Source organism: Nocardia sp. CS682, from assembly GCF_004634405.1.
GTDB lineage: Bacteria > Actinomycetota > Actinomycetes > Mycobacteriales > Mycobacteriaceae > Nocardia > Nocardia ninae.
This window is the reverse complement of sequence record NZ_CP029710.1, coordinates 3708190-3729846: the sequence shown is the minus strand read 5'-3', so window position 1 is coordinate 3729846 and position 21657 is coordinate 3708190. Positions and strand designations below refer to the sequence as shown.

Sequence of the window (21657 nt, the reverse complement as noted above, 5' to 3'; positions counted from 1 at the left end):
ACTGCCTGTGATGATGTCCTTCGGCTATCGAGGTTGGTTGGTTCGGTGCGGCCGACGACGGTAGATTGGTTCGGTGACTTGTAGCGAGGTTCCCGGCATCGCCGGTCGGCGGGTAGTGGGCGCGGTCGCGCCTATGTAACAAGGTCACCCTGGCGGACAGATAGTGCCAATGAGCTTTTTTGCCTGATTGATTATGAGAATTGAACCCCGAGACGCGGGCGCCACGCTGGGATAGGTGAGCGTCCTGTCCGGGTGTCGTCGGGGAGCGCTTGCGTGGTGTTCCGGAAGCGAGGTTACGGTTGGACCGGCTGGATTTCGGCGGAAACGGCGAAGCTGGTGGCGAACGGGCGCACGCTGGTTCGGACTACTTCCCGCTGTCTCCTGCACAGCTGGGCATCTGGTACGCGCAGCATGTCGACCCGCAGGTGCCGGTCAACATCGCGCAGTACGTGGACCTGCACGGTGTGCTGGATGTCGAGATCCTGAAACAGGCGAGCATCGACACCTCGCACGAGCTCGGCTCGGGCTTCCTGCGCATCATCGAACGCGACGGCGAGCCGTTGCAGTTCATCGATCACGGCATCGCCGACTACGACGACGTCACCTATGTAGACCTGCGTGACGAGGCCGATCCGGCCGCGGCCGCGATGGCGTGGATGCGGGCCGAGTACAGCCGCCCGATGGACCTGACCACCGACCGGCTGATCATGATCGCGGCGCTGCAACTGGCCGACGACCACTGGTACTGGTACTCGCGGGCGCATCACATCGCGCTCGACGGCTTCGGCGCCATGACCAACCTGAACCGGATCGCCGAGCTCTACACCGCCTACGTCAACGGCACCGAGCCCGCCGCGTCCAAGGCGACCGATCTGCACACGCTCTATGAGCAGGAAATCGCCTACCGCGAGAGCAAGCGCTTCGGCACCGACAAGGAGTACTGGGCCGAGCGGGTCGCCGGGCTGGAGGAAGGCACCAGCCTGACCGGCCGGTCCGCCCCGCCCGCCGCGATCAACGGCATCGCCAGCGCCGCGCTGTCCGACGACCAGAACGCGCTGCTCGATGCGGCTGTGCGGCGCCATGATTCGTCGCCGGCCGGGCTGCTGCTCGCCGCGTTCGCCGGTTATCTGGCGCAGTGGAACGGCGTCGAGGACGTCATCCTGAGCCTGCCGGTGACCGCGCGCACCACCGCGGCGATGCGCCGCTCCGGCGGTGTCTCGTCGAACATCGTGCCGCTACGGCTGCACGTCGGCCACGGCACGACCGTCGGGGAACTGCTCCAGCAGGTGACGGTGGCGGTGTCCGGTGCGCTGCGGCACCAGCGTTACCGGCACGAGGACATCCGCCGGGACGCGGCCGGTGACGGCGTGGTGACCACCGAGTTCTTCGGCCCGTGGGTCAACATCATGCTGTTCCACGACGAGCTGGTGATGGGCCCGATGGTCGGCCAGCTGCACGTGCTGTCCACCGGCAGCATCGAGGACCTCGGCGTCAACTTCTACCAGTCGGTCGCGGGCACCCGCTCGCACATCGACTTCGAGACCAACCCGAACCTCTACACCGAAGACGAAGCGCGGCGGCATCATTCGCGTTTCCTCGAGTTCTTCGACCGGTTCCTCGCGGCCGACCAGGACGCCGCGATCTGGGCACTGGACCTCACCACCGCGGCCGAGCGGGAGCGTTCGCTGCTGGAGTGGAACGACTCGGCCGAGGACGTGCCGGTCACCACGCTGTCCGCGCTGCTCGATGCGCAGATGCCGTTGGCGCCGAACAATATCGCTCTCGATTTCGAGGGTGCGACGCTCACCTACGCCGAGTTCGATGCGCGGGTCAACCGGCTGGCCCGGTACCTGATCGCCGACGGGGTCGGCCCGGAATCGCTGGTCGCGCTGGGGATGCGGCGGTCGTTGGAGCTGGTCATCGGCATGCACGCGGTGCTGAAGGCCGGTGGCGCGTATGTGCCGATCGACCCGGATCATCCGGCCGATCGCACCGCCTACATCCTCGACAGCGCGGCACCGGTCTGTGTGCTGACGCTGTCCGCGGACGAGCTGGAACTGCCGGACTCGGTGCGGCAGGTGCGGATCGACACCCTGGACGTGTCGGAGTACTCCGCCGAGCCGGTGACCGACGCGGATCGGCTCGCGCCGCTGCGCCCGGACAACACCGCCTACGTCATCTACACCTCGGGTTCGACCGGTCGCCCCAAGGGCGTTGCGGTCACCCATCACGCGATCGTCAATCAGCAGCTGTGGATGCTCGACGAGTACCGGCTGACCGCCGACGACGTGTACCTGCAGAAGACCGCGACCACGTTCGACGTGTCGCTGTGGGGTTACTTCCTGCCGTTGCTGGTCGGTGCGAAGCTGGTCATCGCCGCGCCCGACGGCCATCGCGACCCGCTCTACGTCGCGGACATGATCGAGCGGCACGGGGTCACCGTGACCGACTTCGTGCCGTCGATGCTGACGGTGTTCGTCGCGCACGCGACCCCGGCGCAATGTGCCACGCTGCGTGCGGTTTTCGTGATCGGCGAGGCGTTGCCGCCGGAGACCGCAGCGGGTTTCCGCGCGATCACCTCGGCCGGCTTGCACAACCTGTACGGCCCCACCGAGGCCGCGGTCTCGGTGACCTACTGGGAGGCGACCGCCGCCGACACGGTGACCGTGCCGATCGGCATCCCGGAGTGGAATGTCTCGGTCTACGTGCTGGATTCGCGGCTGCGCCCGGCCGCCATCGGCGCGCCGGGTGAGCTGTACCTGGGTGGCCGTCAGCTGGCCCGCGGGTATCGCGGCCGTCCGGATCTGAGCGCGGATCGCTTCGTCGCGAATCCGTTGTCCGCCAATGGCGAACGCATGTATCGCACCGGTGACCTGGTGCGCTGGAACGACGCAGGCACGCTGGAATACATCGGCCGCACCGACTTCCAGGTGAAGTTCCGTGGTCAGCGCATCGAGCTCGGTGAGATCGAGACCGATCTGCTGGCCCATCCGGCGGTCAGCCAGGCCGTGGTCTTGGTGATGGATACCGCCACCGGTCAGCAGTTGGTCGCGTATGTCGTTCCCGCGCCGGGGCATTCGGTCGATCCGACGGAGCTGACCAGGTTCGCGGCCGAGAAGCTGCCGAGCTACATGGTGCCCGCGTCGGTCATGGTGCTGGACGCCTTCCCGCTCAACACCTCCGGCAAGCTGGACCGTAAAGCGCTGCCGGAGCCGGTGTTCAGCGTGGACGAGACCAGCTTCCGCGCGCCGCGGACCCAGGCCGAGCAGATCGTGGCGGGCATCTTCGCCGACGTGCTGAGCCAGGACCGCATCGGCATCGATGACAACTTCTTCGACCTCGGCGGCAACTCGCTGGTCGCGACCCAGGTGGTCTCGCGGATCGGCGTGGCGTTCGGTACCCAGATCGGGGTGCGGGCGCTGTTCGAGTCGCCGACCGTGGCCGGGATCGCCGCCCGCGCCGAAAACGCCACCGCCACCGAGGGTGCCAGGCCGCCGCTGGTGGCCCAGCAGCTGCCCGAGCGGGTGCCGCTGTCGCTGTCGCAGCAGCGGATGTGGTTCATCAACCAGTTCGACTCGACGGTGCCCGCCTACAACCTGCCGTTCGTGGTGCGGTTGCGCGGCCAGGTCGATCTGGACGCATTGCAGGCCGCGCTGACCGACGTGGTGGCGCGCCAGGAATCGCTGCGCACGATCTTCCCGGAGTCCGGTGACGGCGGCTACCAGCAGGTGCTGCCGATGGACCAGGTGGATCTGGGCATCACGGTCGAGCCGATCGCCGAGGCCGAACTCCAGGGCGTGCTCACCGCGTTCGCATCCACCGGTTTCGACGTCTCCCGCGAGCTGCCGATCCGGGTCCGGGTCTACGCGGTGACCGGTGGCCGGGACAACGGTGCCGCCGATTACGCGGTCGCGTTCGTGGTGCATCACATTGCCGCGGACGGCTTCTCGTTCGGCCCGCTGGCCCGCGATGTGGCCGCCGCCTACCTCGCGCGCGCCGCGGGGCAGGCGCCGAGCTGGGCGCCGCTGCCGGTGCAGTACCAGGACTTCAGCGTCTGGCAGCGCGAGCTGCTCGGCGCCGAATCCGATCCCGGTTCGATGGCGGCCCGCGAAATCGCCTACTGGCGCCGGGCATTGGCCGGGCTGCCCGATCAGCTCGACCTGCCCACCGACCGCCCGCGCCCGCCGGTGCAGAGCTTCAACGGTGGCCGGGTCAGCTTCGACATCGATGCCGAACTGCACCAACGGCTTTCGGCCTTGGCCCGGGCCCAGGGCGTCAGCTTGTTCATGGTCATGCACGCCTCCCTGGCCGTGCTGCTGGCTCGTCTGTCGGGCACCGACGACATCGCCATCGGCACCCCGGTCGCCGGGCGTGGCGAGCAGGCCCTCGACGACCTGATCGGCATGTTCGTCAACACGCTGGTGCTGCGCTCGGAGGTGGACGGCAGCGAGCCGTTCACCGAATTCCTCGCGCGCACCAGGGAAACCGACCTCGCCGCGTTCGCGTTCGCCGACGTGCCGTTCGAGCGCCTCGTCGAGGTGCTCAACCCGACCCGCTCGCAGGCCAGGCATCCGCTGTTCCAGGTGATGCTGTCGTTCCAGGAAATGTCGCACGCGACACTGGAATTGCCCGGGCTCTCGGTCACCGCCGACGAACTCGACGTCGACATCGCCAAGTTCGACCTGCAGTGGACCGTCACCGAAGAGCGTGGCGCCCAAGGCGAACCGGCGGGCATGGCCACTGTGGTCTCCTTCGCCACCGACCTGTTCGACGCCGCCACCGTCGCCGAGTTCGGCCGCCGCTACCTGCGCGTGCTCGAAGCCGCCGTCAGCACACCGCACACCGCGGTCCGCGATATCGACATCCTCGACGACGCCGAGCGCACGACCGTGCTCACCGGCTGGAACCAGACCGCGCACGAACTGCCCGCGGCGACCGTCCTCGACCTGTTCCAGGAACAGGTCCGGCAACGGCCCGACGACATCGCCGTGCTGTTCGACGGCGGTACCCGCAGCGCAGGCGAGTTCGGCCCGCAGGTACAGCTGAGCTATGCCGAATTCTCGGCTCGGGTGAATCGCCTGGCGCGCAAGCTGATCGCCGAGGGCGTCGGCCCGGAAACCCTGGTGGCCGTCGGTATCCGCCGCTCGGTGGACATGCTGATCGCCATCTACGCCACCATGACCGCGGGCGGCGGCTACGTGCCGATCGACCCCGATCACCCGGCCGAGCGCACCGAGTACGTGCTGGCCAGCTCCACGCCGGTGTGCGTGCTGACCACGCTGTCCGATGACGTCAAGTCGGCCGACTGCCCGATACTCGCCCTCGACACGTTGGATTTGAGCGAGTTCGGCGACGAGCCGGTCACCGACGCGGAGCGGCGTGGGCCGCTGCGCCCCGCGAACACCGCCTACGTGCTCTACACCTCCGGCTCGACCGGTCGGCCCAAGGGTGTGGCGGTCAGCCACGCCTCCGTGCTCAACCAGATCGCCTGGATCACCGGCGAATACCGCATCGGCCCCGCCGACGTGATCCTGCAGAAGACCCCGGTCACCTTCGACGTGTCGGTGTGGGAACTGTTCGGCACCTTGGCCGTCGGCGCCCGCATGCTCATCGCCGCGCCGGACGGGCACCGCGATCCGATGTACCTGTCGGAGATCATCGGCCGCCACCACGTCACCATGACCTCGTTCGTGCCGTCGATGCTCTCGGTGTTCGCCGGCGCCGCGTCGACTGCCGAATGTGCTTCGCTGCGTGCGGTTCTGGTCGCCGGTGAGGCGCTGCCGCCCGCCACCGTCACCGCGTTCCGGCAGTTCTCCACCGCCGCGATGCACAACCTGTACGGCCCGACCGAATTCACCGTGCACGCCACCGCTTGGCACCTCAACGAGGTGGCCCCCAGCTCGGTGCCGATCGGCCGCCCGGTGTGGAACGCGCAGGCCTATGTGCTCGACGCGGGCCTGGCCCCGGTCCCGGTCGGGGTGCCCGGCGAGCTGTACCTGGGCGGCGTGCAGACCGCCCGCGGCTACCACGGCCGCCCCGACCTGAGCGCGGAGCGCTTCGTCGCCGACCCGTTCGGCGCGCCCGGCGCCCGGCTCTACCGCACCGGTGACCTGGTGCGCTGGGTCGAGCCGCGCGATCCCGAGGTCGGCGCCGCGGGCGTGCTGGAGTACATCGGCCGCACCGACTTCCAGGTGAAGTTCCGCGGCCAGCGCATCGAGCTCGGCGAGATCGAGGCCGCGCTGCTCGACCACCCGGCCGTCACCCAGGCGGTCGTGCTCGTCATGGACACCGTCGCAGGCGATCAGCTCGTCGCCTACGTGGTCACCCCGGCGGGCCCGGTCGACATCGACAACATCAAGAACGCGCTGCATCGCACGCTGCCCGCCTACATGGTGCCGTCGGCGATCGTGGTGCTGGAGGCGTTCCCGCTCAACCCGAGCGGCAAGCTGGACCGCAAGGCGCTGCCCGCGCCGGTGTTCGAGGTGCGCGAATTCCGTGCGCCGACAACGCCGATCGAGGAGATCGTCGCGCAGATCTTCGGCGAGGTGCTCGGCATCAACCGGGTCGGCGTCGACGACGACTTCTTCGAGCTCGGCGGCAACTCGCTGATCGCGACCCAGGTCGCCTCGCGCCTCGGTATCGCGCTGGACACCCGGGTGCCGGTGCGCATGCTGTTCGAGGCGTCCACCGTTGCCGCGCTCGCGGCCCGGGTGGAGTCGCACGCCGGTGACGGCGCGCGCAAGGCGCTGGTGGCCCGCAACCGCCCGGAGGAGGTGCCGCTGTCGCTCGCCCAGCAGCGCATGTGGTTCCTCAACCGGTTCGATACCGCCTCGGCGGTCAACAACATCCCGGTCGCCATCCGGCTCTCCGGCGATCTCGACGTGGCCGCACTGCAGGTCGCGGTCATCGACGTGATCGACCGGCACGAGTCGCTGCGCACCGTGTTCCCGGAGACCAAGACCGGGCCGGTGCAGGTGGTGCTGGACGCGGCGCAGATCGTGCCCGACCTGACGCCGGTGCCGGTGACCGAGCACAACCTGATCGACCATCTGGTCCAGCTCGCCTCGATGGCGTTCGACGTGACCAACGAAGTGCCTTTGCACGCAAGGCTTTTCGAGATCAGCGAGACCGAGTACGTGCTCGGCATGGTGGTGCACCACATCTCCGCCGACGGCTGGTCGATGGGCCCGCTGGCCCGCGACGTGATGGTGGCCTACGCCGCGCGCACCTCGTGGGAGGCGCCGGCCTGGTCGGCGCTGCCCGTCCAGTACGCGGACTACGCGCTGTGGCAGCGCGAGGTCCTCGGCTCCGAGGACGACCCGAGTTCGCTGATCTCCAACCAAATTCGGTACTGGACCCGCGAACTCGCCGATCTGCCCGACGAATTGGTGCTGCCCTCGGATCGCCCGCGGCCCGCCGCCGCGTCGTATCGCGGCGGCACCTACCCGTTCGTCATCTCCGGGGAAACCCAGCGCGCGCTGGTCGATCTGGGCCGCAGGCACAACGCCTCGCTGTTCATGGTGATGCACAGCGCGCTGGCCGTGCTGCTGGCCCGCGCCAGCGGCACCGCCGACATCGCCATCGGCACGCCGGTGGCCGGGCGCGGTGAGGCCGCGCTGGACGACCTGATCGGCATGTTCGTCAACACGCTCGTGCTGCGCACCGACGTCGACGGCGCGGCGAGCTTCGCGGACCTGCTCGCGCAGGCCAGGGAGAAGGATCTGCACGCGTTCGCGCACGCGGACGTGCCGTTCGAGCGGCTGGTCGAGGTGCTCAACCCGGCGCGCTCGCAGGCGCGCCATCCGCTGTTCCAGGTGATGCTGACCTTCCAGAACACCAGGCAGGCCAGCCTGGAACTGCCCGGCCTCTCGGTCAACGGCATCGACTACGACGCGCGCCTGGCCAAGTTCGACCTCCAGCTGACTCTGCAGGAGACCCAGGACGAGCTGGGCGACGCGGCCGGCATGTCGGCCGAATTCTCTTACGCCGAAGACCTTTTCGACCCGGACACGGTGGCCGCGTTCGCGCGGCGACTGGACCGCGTGCTCGCGGCGGTCACCGCCGACCCGACGGTGCCGATCGGCGACATCGATCTGCTCGCGTCCGAAGAGCAGGCGCAGGTACTGGTCGACTGGAACGACACCGCGCACCAGGTGCCCGCCGAGACGCTGGTCTCGCTGTTCGACGCGCAGGCCGCGGCGACGCCGGACGCGGTGGCGCTGGTCTTCGACGAGGAACGGCTCACCTACCGGGAACTGCAGGTGCGGGCCAACCGCATCGCCAGGCAGCTGATCAAGGCCGGTGTCGGCCCGGAATCTCTTGTCGCACTGTCGATCCGCCGCTCCAACGAGTTGGTCATCGCGATGTACGCGGTGCTGCAGACTGGTGCGGCCTACGTGCCGCTGGACCCGGATCAGCCCGCCGACCGGATCAACCACATCGTGGACACCGCGCGCCCGCGGATGATCCTGTACCGGTCCGCCGACGGGTTCGGCATCGACCTGCAGCGTGAGGTCTCGGTCATCGCGATCGAGGGCATCGAGGGCGTGCCGGGCATGGCCGCCTCCAGCGGTGCGCCGATCACCGATGCCGAACGCACCCGGCCACTTCGGCCGGACAACACCGCCTACGTCATCTTCACCTCGGGTTCGACCGGGCGGCCGAAGGGCGTGGCGGTCAGCCATGCCGCGATCGTCAACCGGCTGCTGTGGATGCAGCACGAGTACCCGATCGGTCCCGCCGACGCCGTGCTGCAGAAGACGCCCGCCACCTTCGACGTGTCGGTGTGGGAGTTCTTCTGGCCCTTGCAGACCGGAGCCCGCCTGGTCGTCGCGAAGCCGGACGGCCACCGCGACCCGGTGTATCTCGCGCAGCTCATCGCCGAGCAGGGCATCACCACGGCGCACTTCGTGCCGTCGATGCTGTCGGTGTTCGTCTCCACCCTCGGCACCGAGTCCGGTGACGCGGACGGCTACCCGTCCTCGCGGCTGCGGCAGGTGTTCGCCTCCGGTGAGGCGCTGCCCGCGCAGACCGCGCAGCGGCTGCGCGAGCTGACCGGCGCCAGGCTGCACAACCTGTACGGCCCGACCGAGGCCGCCGTCGACGTCACGTATCACGAAGCGACGGACGCGGACACGGTCTCGGTGCCGATCGGCAGGCCGGTGTGGAACACCCGCGTCTTCGTGCTCGATGCCAGGTTGCACCCCGTCGCACCGGGTGTCGCGGGTGAGCTCTATCTCGCGGGCGATCAGCTGGCCGTCGGCTATCTCGGCCGCGCGGACCTGACCTCGGATCGCTTCGTCGCCAATCCGTACGGCGCCCCAGGCGCGCGGATGTACCGCACCGGTGACCTCGTTACCTGGACGGCCGACGGTGAGCTGGAGTACTTGGGCCGCACCGACTTCCAGGTGAAGCTGCGCGGTCTGCGGATCGAGCTCGGCGAGATCGAGGCCGCGCTGCTCGCGCAGCCCGGTGTCGCGCAGTCGGTCGTCGTGGTGCGGACCGACCCGCACGCGGGCGATCAGCTGGTGGGTTACGTTGTCGCCGAATCGGATTCGGTGATCGACCCGGACGCGGTCAAGGCCGCGCTGGCCGAATCGCTGCCCGGCTACATGATTCCGGCCGCGCTGGTCGTGCTTGACTCCTTCCCGGTCAATGCCAGCGGCAAGCTCGATCGCAGGGCGCTGCCCGCTCCGGTGTTCGAGGCCAAGGTGTTCCGTGCCCCGGCCACCCCGATCGAGGAGATCGTCGCGGAGGTCTTCGCCGAGCTGCTCGGGCTGCCGCGCGTCGGCGTGGACGACGACTTCTTCGAGCTCGGCGGCAACTCTCTGGTCGCCACCCAGGTGGTGGCGCGGCTGAGCGCGGCGCTGGACACCGAGGTCGGTGTGCGTGCGCTGTTCGAGGCGCCGACGGTGGCCGCGCTGGCCGCCAGGGTCGAGTCGCGGGCCGGAACCGGTGCGCGCCAGGCGCTGACGGCACAGGTGCGCCCCGAGCACCCGCCGCTCTCGCTCGCGCAGCAGCGGATGTGGTTCCTCAACCGCTTCGACGCCGACTCCGCCGCCAACAACATTCCGGCCGCGGTGCGGCTGGAGGGCGCGCTGGATCTGGACGCGCTGCGTGGCGCGGTCGCCGACGTGGTCGCGCGGCACGAATCGCTGCGCACCGTCTACCCGTCCCAGGACGGCCTCGCCTACCAGCGGGTGCTGCCCGCCACCAGGGCGATCCCGGACCTGGAGGTCTTCCCGGTCGCCGAGGGCCAATTGCTCGGCGCCATGTACGAATTCGTCGAGCGTGGCTTCGACGTGACGGCCGAGCCGCCGGTGCGGCTGCGCGCCTACCAGCTCGGCGACCAGGACTATGTCTTGGTGGTCGTGGTGCACCACATCGCGGCGGACGGCTTCTCGATGCGCCCGCTGGTCCGCGACCTGATGACCGCCTATGTGGCGCGCACCTCGGCCGTCGAGCCGGGCTGGCCGCCGCTCGCGGTCCAGTACGTGGATTTCGCGCTGTGGCAGCGGCAGACGCTCGGCTCCGAGGACGATCCGACCTCGCTGATCTCCGAGCAGCTCGACTACTGGCGCACCGCACTCGCCGGCCTGCCCGACGAGCTGCGCCTGGCCGGGCGTCCCCGGCCCGCCGTCGCGTCGTATCAGGCTGGGACACACCGCTTCCGGGTGCCCGGCGAGCTGATCGACGAGCTGAACCGGGTCGCGCACGCGCACGGCACCACGCTGTTCATGGTGGTGCACAGCGCCTTCGCGGCACTGCTCGCCCGGCTGAGCGGCTCCGACGACATCGCCATCGGCATCCCGGTGGCGGGTCGCGGCGAGCAGGCGCTCGACGACCTGGTCGGCATGTTCGTCAACACCCTGGTGCTGCGCGCCCAGGTCGACACCGACGCGTCGTTCGCCGAGCTGCTCGCGCAGGTCCGGGAACGCGACCTGCAGGCCTTCGCGCACGCCGACGTGCCGTTCGAGCGGCTGGTCGAGGTGCTCAACCCGGCCCGTTCGCAGGCGCGCCATCCGCTGTTCCAGGTGATGCTGTCGTTCCAGAACCTGGGCCGCGCATCGCTCGAGCTCCCGGGCCTGACGGTGTCCGAGCTCGGCATCGACCAGCCGACCGCGAAGTTCGACCTGCAACTCACGCTGAGCGAGGTGCAGGGCACCGAAGCGTCGATGGACGCCGAATTGCTTTACGCCACCGATCTTTTCGACGTCGCCTTCGCGAACACCTTCGCCGAGCGCTTCCTTCGCGTGCTCGGCGGCGTCGCCGCCGCACCGACGGCGGCGGTGGGCGATATCGAGTTGCTTGACCCGGCCGAGCGCGCGCTGGTCGTCGAGCAGTGGAACGACACCGAATTCCCGGTGGACGCGGCCCTCACCTCGCCGGTCGGCGATGCCGCCGCGACCCTGGTTTCGCTGTTCGAAGCACAGGTCGCGCGCACGCCCGACGCGCACGCGGTGACCTTCGAGGGGACAAGTCTGTCCTACGCCGAGTTCGCCGCGCGGGTGCACCGCCTGGCGCGCTGGCTCAAGCAGAACGGCGTCGGCCCGGAATCGTATGTGGCGCTTGGCATGCGGCGCTCGATCGATCTGGTCGTCGGCATGTACGCGGTGAACGCGGCGGGCGGCGCCTACGTGCCGCTGGATCCGGATCACCCGGCCGAGCGCACCGACTACATCCTGGAGACCGCGCGCCCGGTGTGCGTGCTGACCTCCGGCACCGACCTGGAGTCGACGGGCTCGCGCCAGGTGCGCATCGACCAGCTCGACCTGTCCGAGTTCTCCGACGCGCCGCTGACCGATGCGGACCGGCACAAGCCGCTGCGCCCGGCCAACACCGCCTACGTGATCTTCACCTCGGGCTCGACCGGTCGCCCGAAGGGTGTCGCGGTCTCGCACGCGGCCATCGTCAACCGCCTGGTCTGGATGCACGCGGAGTACGGCCTCGCGGCCTACGACGTGGTGCTGCAGAAGACGCCCGCCACCTTCGACGTGTCGGTGTGGGAGTTCTTCTGGCCCTTGCAGGTCGGCGCCCGTCTGGTGGTCGCCAAGCCGGACGGCCACCGCGATCCCGCCTACCTGGCGCGCCTGATCATCGAGGAGCGCGTCACCACGGTGCACTTCGTGCCGTCGATGCTCTCGGTGTTCGTCGCCGAGGAGCGGGCGGCCGAATGCGGCAGCCTGCGTAATGTTTTCGCCTCCGGTGAGGCGCTGCCCGCGGTCACCGCGCAGCGGTTGCGCGCGCTGACCGGCGCTCGGCTGCACAACCTGTACGGCCCCACCGAGGCCGCCGTCGACGTCACCTTCCACGAGGTGACCGAGGCCGACACCAGCTCGGTGCCGATCGGCGCCCCGGTGTTCAACACCCAGGTGTACGTGCTGGATTCGCGGCTGCGGCCGGTCCCGGTCGGCGTGCCCGGCGAGCTGTATCTGGCCGGCGCGCAGCTGGCCCACGGCTACGTGGCCCGCCCGGACCTCACCACCGAGCGGTTCATCGCGAACCCGTTCGGCGAGGCCGAGCGGATGTACCGCACCGGTGACCTGGTCTCCTGGACCGCGGACGGCGAGCTGGAGTACTTGGGCCGCACCGACTTCCAGGTGAAGCTGCGTGGTCTGCGGATCGAGCTCGGCGAGATCGAGAACGCGCTCACCGCACTGGAATCGGTGGCGCAGGCGGTGGTGCTGGTGCGCACCGACGAGCGCACCGGCGATCAGCTCGTCGCCTACGTGGTCGGCAACCCGGACCGCGCGTTGGATGTCGAGTCGGTCAAGGCCGCGCTCGGCGGGCAGCTGCCCGCGTACATGGTGCCCTCGGCCTACGTGGAGCTCGACGAGTTCCCGCTGAACCCCTCCGGCAAGCTGGACCGCAAGGCGCTGCCGGAACCGACGTTCGCGGCCAAGACCTTCCGCGCGCCGAGCACCCCGGTGCAGGAGATCGTCGCCGACACCTTCGCCGCCGTGCTCGGTGTCGAGCGGGTCGGCCTGGACGACGACTTCTTCGAGCTGGGTGGCAACTCGCTGGTGGCGACCCAGGTGGCCGCGCGACTCGGCGAGGCGTTGGACACTCAGGTTCCGGTGCGCGTGCTGTTCGAGGCGTCGACTGTCGCCGCGCTCGCCGCCCGGGTGGAAACTGCTGCGGGACAGGGCGGCCGGGCGCCGCTGGTGCCGCAGGAGCGCACCGATCTGGTGCCGCTCTCGCTCGCCCAGCAGCGGATGTGGTTCCTCAACCGGTTCGACAACCGCACGGCGGTCAACAACATCCCGGTCGCCATCCGGCTCACCGGCGACCTCGACGTCGACGCGCTCAACGCCGCGATCGGGGACGTGCTGGCCCGCCACGAGGCGCTGCGCACCGTCTACCCCGAGGTGGAAGGCACCGGCTACCAGCGGATCCTGCCCGTCTCGGAGGTGTCGTTCGCGGTCACCGCCGAGCCGGTCACCGCGGCCGAGCTGCCCGCGCGCATCGTCGAGCTGGCGAGCTACCACTTCGACGTCACCCGCGCGATCGCCTTCCGCGCAAGCCTGCTCAGGCTCGATGAGCGCAATCACGTTGTGGTGCTGGTCATGCACCACATCAGCGCCGACGGTTTCTCGCTGCGGCCGCTGCTGCGCGACGTGGTCGTCGCCTACAGCGAGCGGACCCGCGGCGAGACGCCCGCCTGGGCACCGCTCGAGGTGCAGTACGCCGACTACGCGCTGTGGCAGCGCGACGTGCTCGGCGTCGAGCACGATCCGGAGTCGGTGGCCGCCCAGCAGATCGCCTACTGGGTCGAGCAGCTGCGCGATCTGCCCGATCAGATCGAGCTGCCCGCCGACCGCCCGCGTCCGGAAATCGCCTCCAATGCCGGTGGCACGCACGGCTTCTCCGTCGATGCCGAACTGCACGCCGCACTGGCCGAGCTGGCCCGCCGCCGCGGCGTCACGCTGTTCATGGTCGTGCACGCCGCGCTGGCCGCGTGGGCGGGCAGGCTGTCCAACAGCACCGACATCGCCATCGGCACCCCGATCGCCGGACGTGGCGAACGGGCGCTCGACGACCTGGTCGGCATGTTCGTCAACACGCTGGTGCTGCGCAGCGAGGTCGACCCGGCCGCGCGGTTCAGCGACCTGCTCGAGCAGGTGCGCCGGACCGACCTGGCCGCCTTCGGCAATGCCGACGTGCCGTTCGAGCGGCTGGTCGATGTGATCAGCCCGGCCCGCTCGCAGGCGCATCACCCGCTGTTCCAGGTCGCGTTGACCTTCGAAGCTGCCTCGGCAGCCGAGATGGGCACCGTGCAGTTGCCCGGCCTCGACCTCGACGTCGTCGAGTTCGACTCGGGCACCGCCAAGTTCGACGTGCAGCTGACCGTGGGCGAGACCGCCGACGGCGCGCTGGCCATGTCCTGGAACTACGCGACCGAGCTGTTCGACCCGGAGACGGTGGCCTCGTTCGCCGACCGCCTGGTGCGTGTGCTGCAGGCCGTCGCTGAGGATCCCGAGATTGCCGTCGGCGATATCGACCTGCTCGGCGAGGCCGAGCGCCTCGATGTCTCCCAGCGCTGGGTGTCGTCCGGAATGGACGCCGTGGCGCGAGCGACGGGCGCGGAGGCGGCAGCCCGCGTAACCACGGAGCGCACCGGGAGCGCCACCAATGGATACAGCGCAGGTCTTTTCGGGGATCCCGAGACCACGCTGGTGACCGTGTTCGACGCGGCCGTGGCCGCGCACCCGAACCGCATCGCGGCCCGCTTCGGCGTCGAGACGCTGACCTACAGCGAGCTGGACCGGCGCGCGAATGTGCTGGCGCGCAGGCTGATCGCGGACGGTGCCGGGCCGGAGTCGCTGGTCGCGGTGATCCTGCCGCGCTCGCTCGACCTGGTGGTCGCGCTGGTCGCGGTGGTGAAGACGGGCGCGGGCTATGTGCCGGTCGACCCGACCTACCCGGCCGAGCGCATCGCCTACGTGCTCGCCGATTCCCAGCCGACCAGCGTGATCCTGGACTCGACGGTCCAGGTGACGGTGCCGGTGCGGCTGCCGAGCGTGGTGCTGGACGGCTTCGCCGTGGAGACCGGCAATATCGAGGACGCCGACGACGCGCCGATCACCGACGCCGACCGGAACGCGGCGCTCTCGCCCGACCATGTCGCGTACGTGATCTACACCTCCGGCTCGACCGGCCGCCCCAAGGGTGTCGCGGTCGCGCACCGGAATGTGGTGCGGCTGTTCGCGAATACCGATCGGGACTTCGGTTTCGGCCCCGACGACGTGTGGACGCTGTTCCACTCCTACGCCTTCGACTTCTCGGTGTGGGAGCTGTGGGGACCGCTGCTGTTCGGCGGCACCCTCGTGGTGGTCGACTACTACACCTCGCGCTCGCCCGAGCAGTTCCTGGAACTGCTGCGCGCCGAACGGGTCACGGTGCTCAACCAGACCCCGTCCGCGTTCTACCAACTGGCCGAGGCGGATCGCAACGCCGCGCCGGACGCCGCACCGCTGGCCCTGCGCTACGTGGTGTTCGGCGGCGAGGCCCTCGAACTGCGCAGGCTATCGGACTGGGTTGCCCGCCACGGTGATTCGGCACCGCTGCTGGTCAACATGTACGGCATCACCGAGACCACGGTGCACGTGTCCTACCGCGCGCTGGACGCCGCGACCATCGCGGCCGCCTCCGGCAGCGTGGTCGGCCGGGCCATCGCAGGCCTGCGGGTGTACGTGCTCGACAACCGGCTGCGGCCGGTCCCGGTCGGTGTCGCGGGCGAGATGTATGTCGCGGGACCGCAATTGGCGCGCGGCTACCTCGGCCGCCCCGATCTGTCGGCCACCCGATTTGTCGCCAACCCGCTCGGCGGCTCCGACGCGGCGGGCTCGCGCCTGTACCGCTCCGGCGACCTCGCGCGCTGGAACCGCTTCGGCGAGCTCGAATACCTGGGCCGCGCCGACGATCAGGTGAAGGTGCGCGGCTTCCGCATCGAGCTCGGCGAGATCGAGTCCGCGATCCTGGCCCAGCCGGGCATCGCCCAGGCGGCGGTCATCGTGCGCGAGGACCAGCCGGGTGACCAGCGGATCGTGGCCTATGTCGTCGCCGAGCCCGATGTGGTCCCGGTGCTCGATCAGGTCCGCGACGGCGCCGCCGAGCGGCTGCCGTCGTACATGGTGCCCTCGGCGCTGGTGCGGCTCGAGTGGATTCCGTTGACGGTCAACGGAAAGCTCGATCGGCGCGCGCTGCCCGCCCCCGCCGTGCAGGCCCGCGCCTTCCGCGCGCCCGTCACCCCGGTGCAGGAAACCGTGGCCGCGGTGTTCGCCGAGGTGCTCGATCTGCCGCGGGTCGGCGTCGACGACGACTTCTTCGAGCTCGGCGGCAACTCGCTCATCGCCACCAGGGTCGTCTCCCGCATCGGCGCCGCGCTCGGCACCACGGTCGCGGTGCGCGCGCTGTTCGAGGCGCCCACCGTGGCGGCGCTGGCCGCCAGGGTGGAGTCGCACGCCGACGGTGCCGCCCGGGCTCGCCTGGTCGCTCGGCCCCGGCCGGCCGACGCGCTGGTGCCGCTGTCGTTCGCGCAGCAGCGCATGTGGTTCCTGAACAAGTACGACACCTCCTCGGCGGCCTACAACCTGCCGATCGCCATCCGGCTGACCGGCGCGCTCGATGTGGCCGCGCTGCGGTTGGCGGTGGCCGACGTGGTGCGCAGGCACGAATCGCTGCGCACCCGCTATCCGGAGCACGGTGGCACCCCGGTCCAGGTGATCGTGCCCGCCGAGAACATCGCGCTCGACCTGCATCCGGTGCAGGTGGATCCGGCCGATCTGACCGCCGTGGTGACCGACTTCGTCACCACCGGATTCGATGTGGCCGAACAGGTTCCGCTGCGTACCAGGCTCTACAGCGCGGGCCCGGACGAGCACGTGCTCGTCGTCGTGGTGCATCACATCGCGGCCGACGGCTTCTCCATGGGGCCGCTGACCCGCGACGTGATGCTCGCCTACTCGGCCCGCACCCAGGACAGCGCGCCCGGCTGGGCGCCGTTGGCCGTGCAGTACGCCGACTTCGCGGTCTGGCAGCGTGAGGTCCTCGGCACCGAGGACGATCCGGACTCGCTGATGGCGCGCCAGGTGGCGCACTGGCAGCGGGTGCTCGACGGTGTCCCGGACGAGCTGACCCTGCCCGCGGACCGGCCGCGCCCGGCGATCGCCTCGCTGCGCGGCGCCACGCTGCACCGCGAGCTGCCCGCCGAGCTGATCACGGCGCTGGAAGACATTGCGCGCCAACGCGGTGCGTCGCTGTTCATGGTGATGCACGGCGCGCTGACGGTGCTGCTGTCGCGGCTGTCCGGCGCCGACGACATCGCGGTCGGCACGCCGATCGCGGGCCGCGGCGAGCAGGCGCTCGACGACCTGGTCGGCATGTTCGTCAACACCCTGGTGCTGCGCACCGGGATCGACGCCGGTGAATCGTTCACCGAGCTGGTCGATCGGGTGCGGCGCACCGACCTCGATGCCTACGGCAACGCCGACGTGCCCTTCGAAAGACTGGTGGAGCTGCTCGCACCGGAACGCTCGCAGGCGCGCAACCCGCTGTTCCAGGTGATGCTGGCCTTCCAGAACCTGGACCGCACCACCCTCGAGCTGCCGGGCCTGTCGGTGTCGGCGCTGGATCTCGAAGAGAACGTGGCGCGCTTCGACCTGCAGTTCACGCTGTCGGAGCAGGGCGAACCCGGCACGGCGGGCATGGCGTTGGCGCTCACCTACGCCACCGACCTGTTCGACGAGTCGACCGCCGCCGAGATCGCGCAGCGCTGGCAGCGGGTGCTCGAGGCGATCGCCGCGAACCCGGCCGTCGCGGTCGGCCGGATCGACGTGCTCGACGCCGCCGAGCGGGCCGACCTCACCGCACGCACCGGCGCGCAGGCCACGCCGCCGCGCACGCTGCCGGAGCTGCTGGCCGAGGCCGCCGCCATCGACCCGGCGGCCCCCGCCGTCGTGTTCCAGGGCAGGACCACGTCCTACGGTGAGCTCGACGAACGCTCGAACCGGTTGGCCCGCTTGCTGATCGAGCGTGGTCTCGGTACCGAGGATCTGGTCGCGGTCGCGGTGCCGCGCTCGGACGACTCCTACTTCGCCGAATGGGCGGTCGCCAAGTCCGGTGCGGCCTTCGTGCCGATCGACCCGACCTACCCGGCCGACCGCATCGCGCACATGGTCACCGACTCGGGCTCCCCGGTCGGCCTGACCGTCACCTCGGTGCGCGCCGACCTGCCGGACTCGGTCGAATGGCTGGTGCTGGACGAGCTGGAGCTGTCCGGCTTCGACGCGGCCGCGATCACCGATGCCGATCGGGTGCGGCCGGTCAGCCCGGTGCACCCGGCCTATGTCATCTACACCTCCGGATCCACCGGTGTGCCCAAGGGCGTCGTGGTCACCCACGCCGGTCTTGCCAACTTCCGGGACGAGCAGAACGCTCGTTACGACGTCGACTCATCCACGCGCGCACTGCATTTCGCGTCGCCGAGCTTCGACGCCTCGATCCTCGAGTTCCTGCTGGCGATCGGCCGCGGCGGCACCCTGGTGGTCTGCCCGACCGGTGTGTACGGCGGCGAGGAACTGGCCGAGCTGATCCGCGCCGAGCGCGTCACGCACGCGTTCATCACGCCGTCGGTGCTCGCCTCGCTCGATCCGGCCGCGCTGGCCGACATGCGGGTGATCGTGGCCGGCGGTGAGGCGGTGCCCGCCGATCTGGTCACCAAGTGGGGTGGCGCGCCGGACGGTTCGGGCCGACGCTTCCACAACGGCTACGGCCCGACCGAGACCACCATCATGACCAACATCAGCGACGCGCTGACGCCGGGTGATCTGGTCACCATCGGTGGCCCGACCCGCGGCATGCAGTCGCTGGTCCTGGACGCCCAACTCCGGCCCGTTCCGGTGGGTGTCGCAGGTGAGCTCTATCTGTCGGGCATCCAGCTGGCCCGCGGCTACCACGCGCGGCCCGGCCTGACCGCCGACCGTTTCGTGGCGAATCCAGCCGTTCCCGGCGCCCGGATGTACCGCACCGGTGACGTGGTCCGCTGGACGCGCACGGGCGAGGTCGAGTACGTCGGCCGGTCCGACTTCCAGGTCAAGGTGCGCGGTTTCCGCATCGAGCTCGGCGAGATCGACGCGGCACTGGCCGCGCACGAGAACGTCGACTTCGCGGTCACCGTCGGCCACAAGGGCTCGGCCGGCGCCACCTCGCTGGTGTCGTATGTCGTTGCGGCACCGGGTCGTTCGATCGACGTCGCGGCGCTGACCGGCTTCGTCGAGGAGCGGCTGCCCGCGTACATGGTGCCGTCCTCGATCATGGTGATCGATCGGGTGCCGCTCACCCCGGTGGGCAAGCTGGACCGAAAGGCGTTGCCGGAGCCGGTGTTCGCGACCGAGGTCGTGTTCCGGGCGCCGCGCACGCCGGTCGAGCAGACCATTGCCGAAGTCTTCGCCGAGGTGCTCGGTGTGGAACGGGTCGGCGTCGACGATTCGTTCTTCGCGCTGGGCGGCGACAGCATCGTCTCCATCCAGCTGGTGTCGCGGGCCAAGGCGCGCGGGGTGGTCTTCAGCCCACGGCACGTCTTCGAGCAGCGCACCGTGGCCGGCCTGGCCGCGGTGGCCGAGACCGCGGACGCCGCGGCGGCTTCGGCCGTGGTGCTCGCCGAACTGCCCGGCGGTGGCGTCGGCCCGATGCCGCTGACCCCGGTGGTGCGGTTCATGGCGGAGCGGCGCGGTTCGTTCAGCCGGTTCAATCAGACCCTCGCGCTGGAGCTGCCGGTCGGCATCGACCGGGCGGGCATCGTCGCGACCGCCGGCGCGGTCATCGACCGGCACGACATGCTCCGGGCGAGCCTGCGGCAGGTCGAGGGGGAGTGGCTCCTCGAAACCGCCGCTCCCGGCACCGTCGACGTGGACGCGCTGGTCGACCACGTCACCTTCGATGCCGCCGCCGATGACGCCGAGCTGATCGAGATCGCTTCCGCCGCACTGGATTCCTCGCTGGATCGGCTCGATCCCGCTGCGGGTGTTGTCATTCGGTTCGTCTGGCTGGAGCCTTCGGGCAGCGAGCGCGCCGGACGGCTGATCGTCGTCGGCCACCACCTGGTGGTCGACGGTGTCTCCTGGCGCATCCTGGTACCGGACTTCGTCGCGGCCTGGGGCCAGCGCACCGCGGGCCAGCAGCCCGAGCTGGTCGCACCGGCCACCTCGATGCGGGCCTGGGCGCACGCGCTCGAACGCGAGGCCCGCAGTGCCGAGCGGGTCGCCGAACTCGACCACTGGCGTTCGGTGGTCGACGCCGCTGATCCGCTGCTGACCGAGCGTCCGATGGACCCGGCGATCGACACCTCGGGTGTAATCGAGAAGCTGCAGGTCGAGGTGTCCGCCGAGGTCACCAAGGCCCTGCTGACCAAGGTGCCCGCCCTGTTCCACGGCGGCGTGAACGACGGTCTGCTCACCGCGCTGGCCCTGGCGACCGCCAAGTGGCGGGCGCGCCGGGCCGGTACCCGCGGCGACGAGTCGCTGCTGATCCGCCTGGAGGGCCACGGCCGCGAAGAGGACATCGTGCCCGGCGCGGACCTCTCGCGCACGGTCGGCTGGTTCACCGCGATCTTCCCGGTCCGCTTCGAGCTGTCCGGCATCGACATCGATGCCGCGCTGGCCGGCGGACCCGCACTGGGTCAGGCCGTCAAGGCGATCAAGGAGCAGCTGCTCGCGGTGCCGGACAAGGGTGTCGGGTACGGCCTGCTGCGCTACCTGAACCCGGAGACCGCCGCCGAACTGCCCGGCGAGCTGCCCGGCCAGGTGAGCTTCAACTACCTCGGCCGCGTCGCGGAGGGCGATGTGCCCGAGTCGCTGCGCGGCTTCGGCTGGATCCCGGCCGCCGAGCTCGGCGCGCTGGGCGGGGCCTACGACGCGGACATGCCCGCGATGGCGCCGCTGGACATCAACGCGATCGTGGTCGGCGACAAGCTGACCGCGAACATCGGCTACCCGGCGACGCTGCTCGACGCCGCCGCCGTGCGCGAATTCGGCGAGCTGTGGACGACCGCGCTGGAAGCGGTTGCCCAGCACGCCAATTCGACCGGCGCGGGCGGTCACACGCCGTCGGACTTCGCGCTGGTGCGCAGCACACAGGGCGACATCGACGGCTGGGAGCGGCGCTTCCCGAACCTGGCCGATATCTGGCCGCTGTCCGCGCTGCAAGCCGGTCTGCTGTTCCACGCCAGGCTCGCCGCCACCTCGGTGGACGTGTACACCGCGCAGGCGGTGCTCACCCTCACCGGCCGGGTGGACGCGGCCCGGTTGCGTTCGGCCGCACAGGCTCTGGTGGACCGCTACGAGAACCTGCGCACCGCGTTCGTCACCGATCGGGACGGCAGCCCGGTGCAGGTGGTGCTGGACAGCGTCCGGGTCGCCTGGTCCGAGCACGACCGGATCGAGCAGGGCAACGGCGACGACCTCATCGCCGCCGACCGCACGCAGCGCTTCGATCTGACCGAGCCGCCGCTGATCCGCTTCACGCTGATCCAGGTGGCGCGCGACCGCTGGCAGTTCGTGGTGGCCAACCACCACATCCTGCTCGACGGCTGGTCCATGCCGCTGCTCATGCAGGACCTGCTCGTGCTGTACGCGGCACACGCGGACACCAGTGTGCTGC

General features: G+C 70.1%; 1 protein-coding gene (only partly in view). It reads left to right on the top strand.

The window, feature by feature from the left end:
- The first annotated feature begins 299 nt into the window (after nucleotides 1–299).
- A protein-coding gene (locus tag DMB37_RS16635) for a non-ribosomal peptide synthase/polyketide synthase (protein WP_135233501.1) crosses the window boundary here: on the top strand, nucleotides 300–21657 show its start. 22466 nt of this gene lie beyond the right edge of the window; only the first 21358 of its 43824 coding nucleotides appear in the window; its start codon is at nucleotides 300–302; the stop codon falls past the right edge of the window.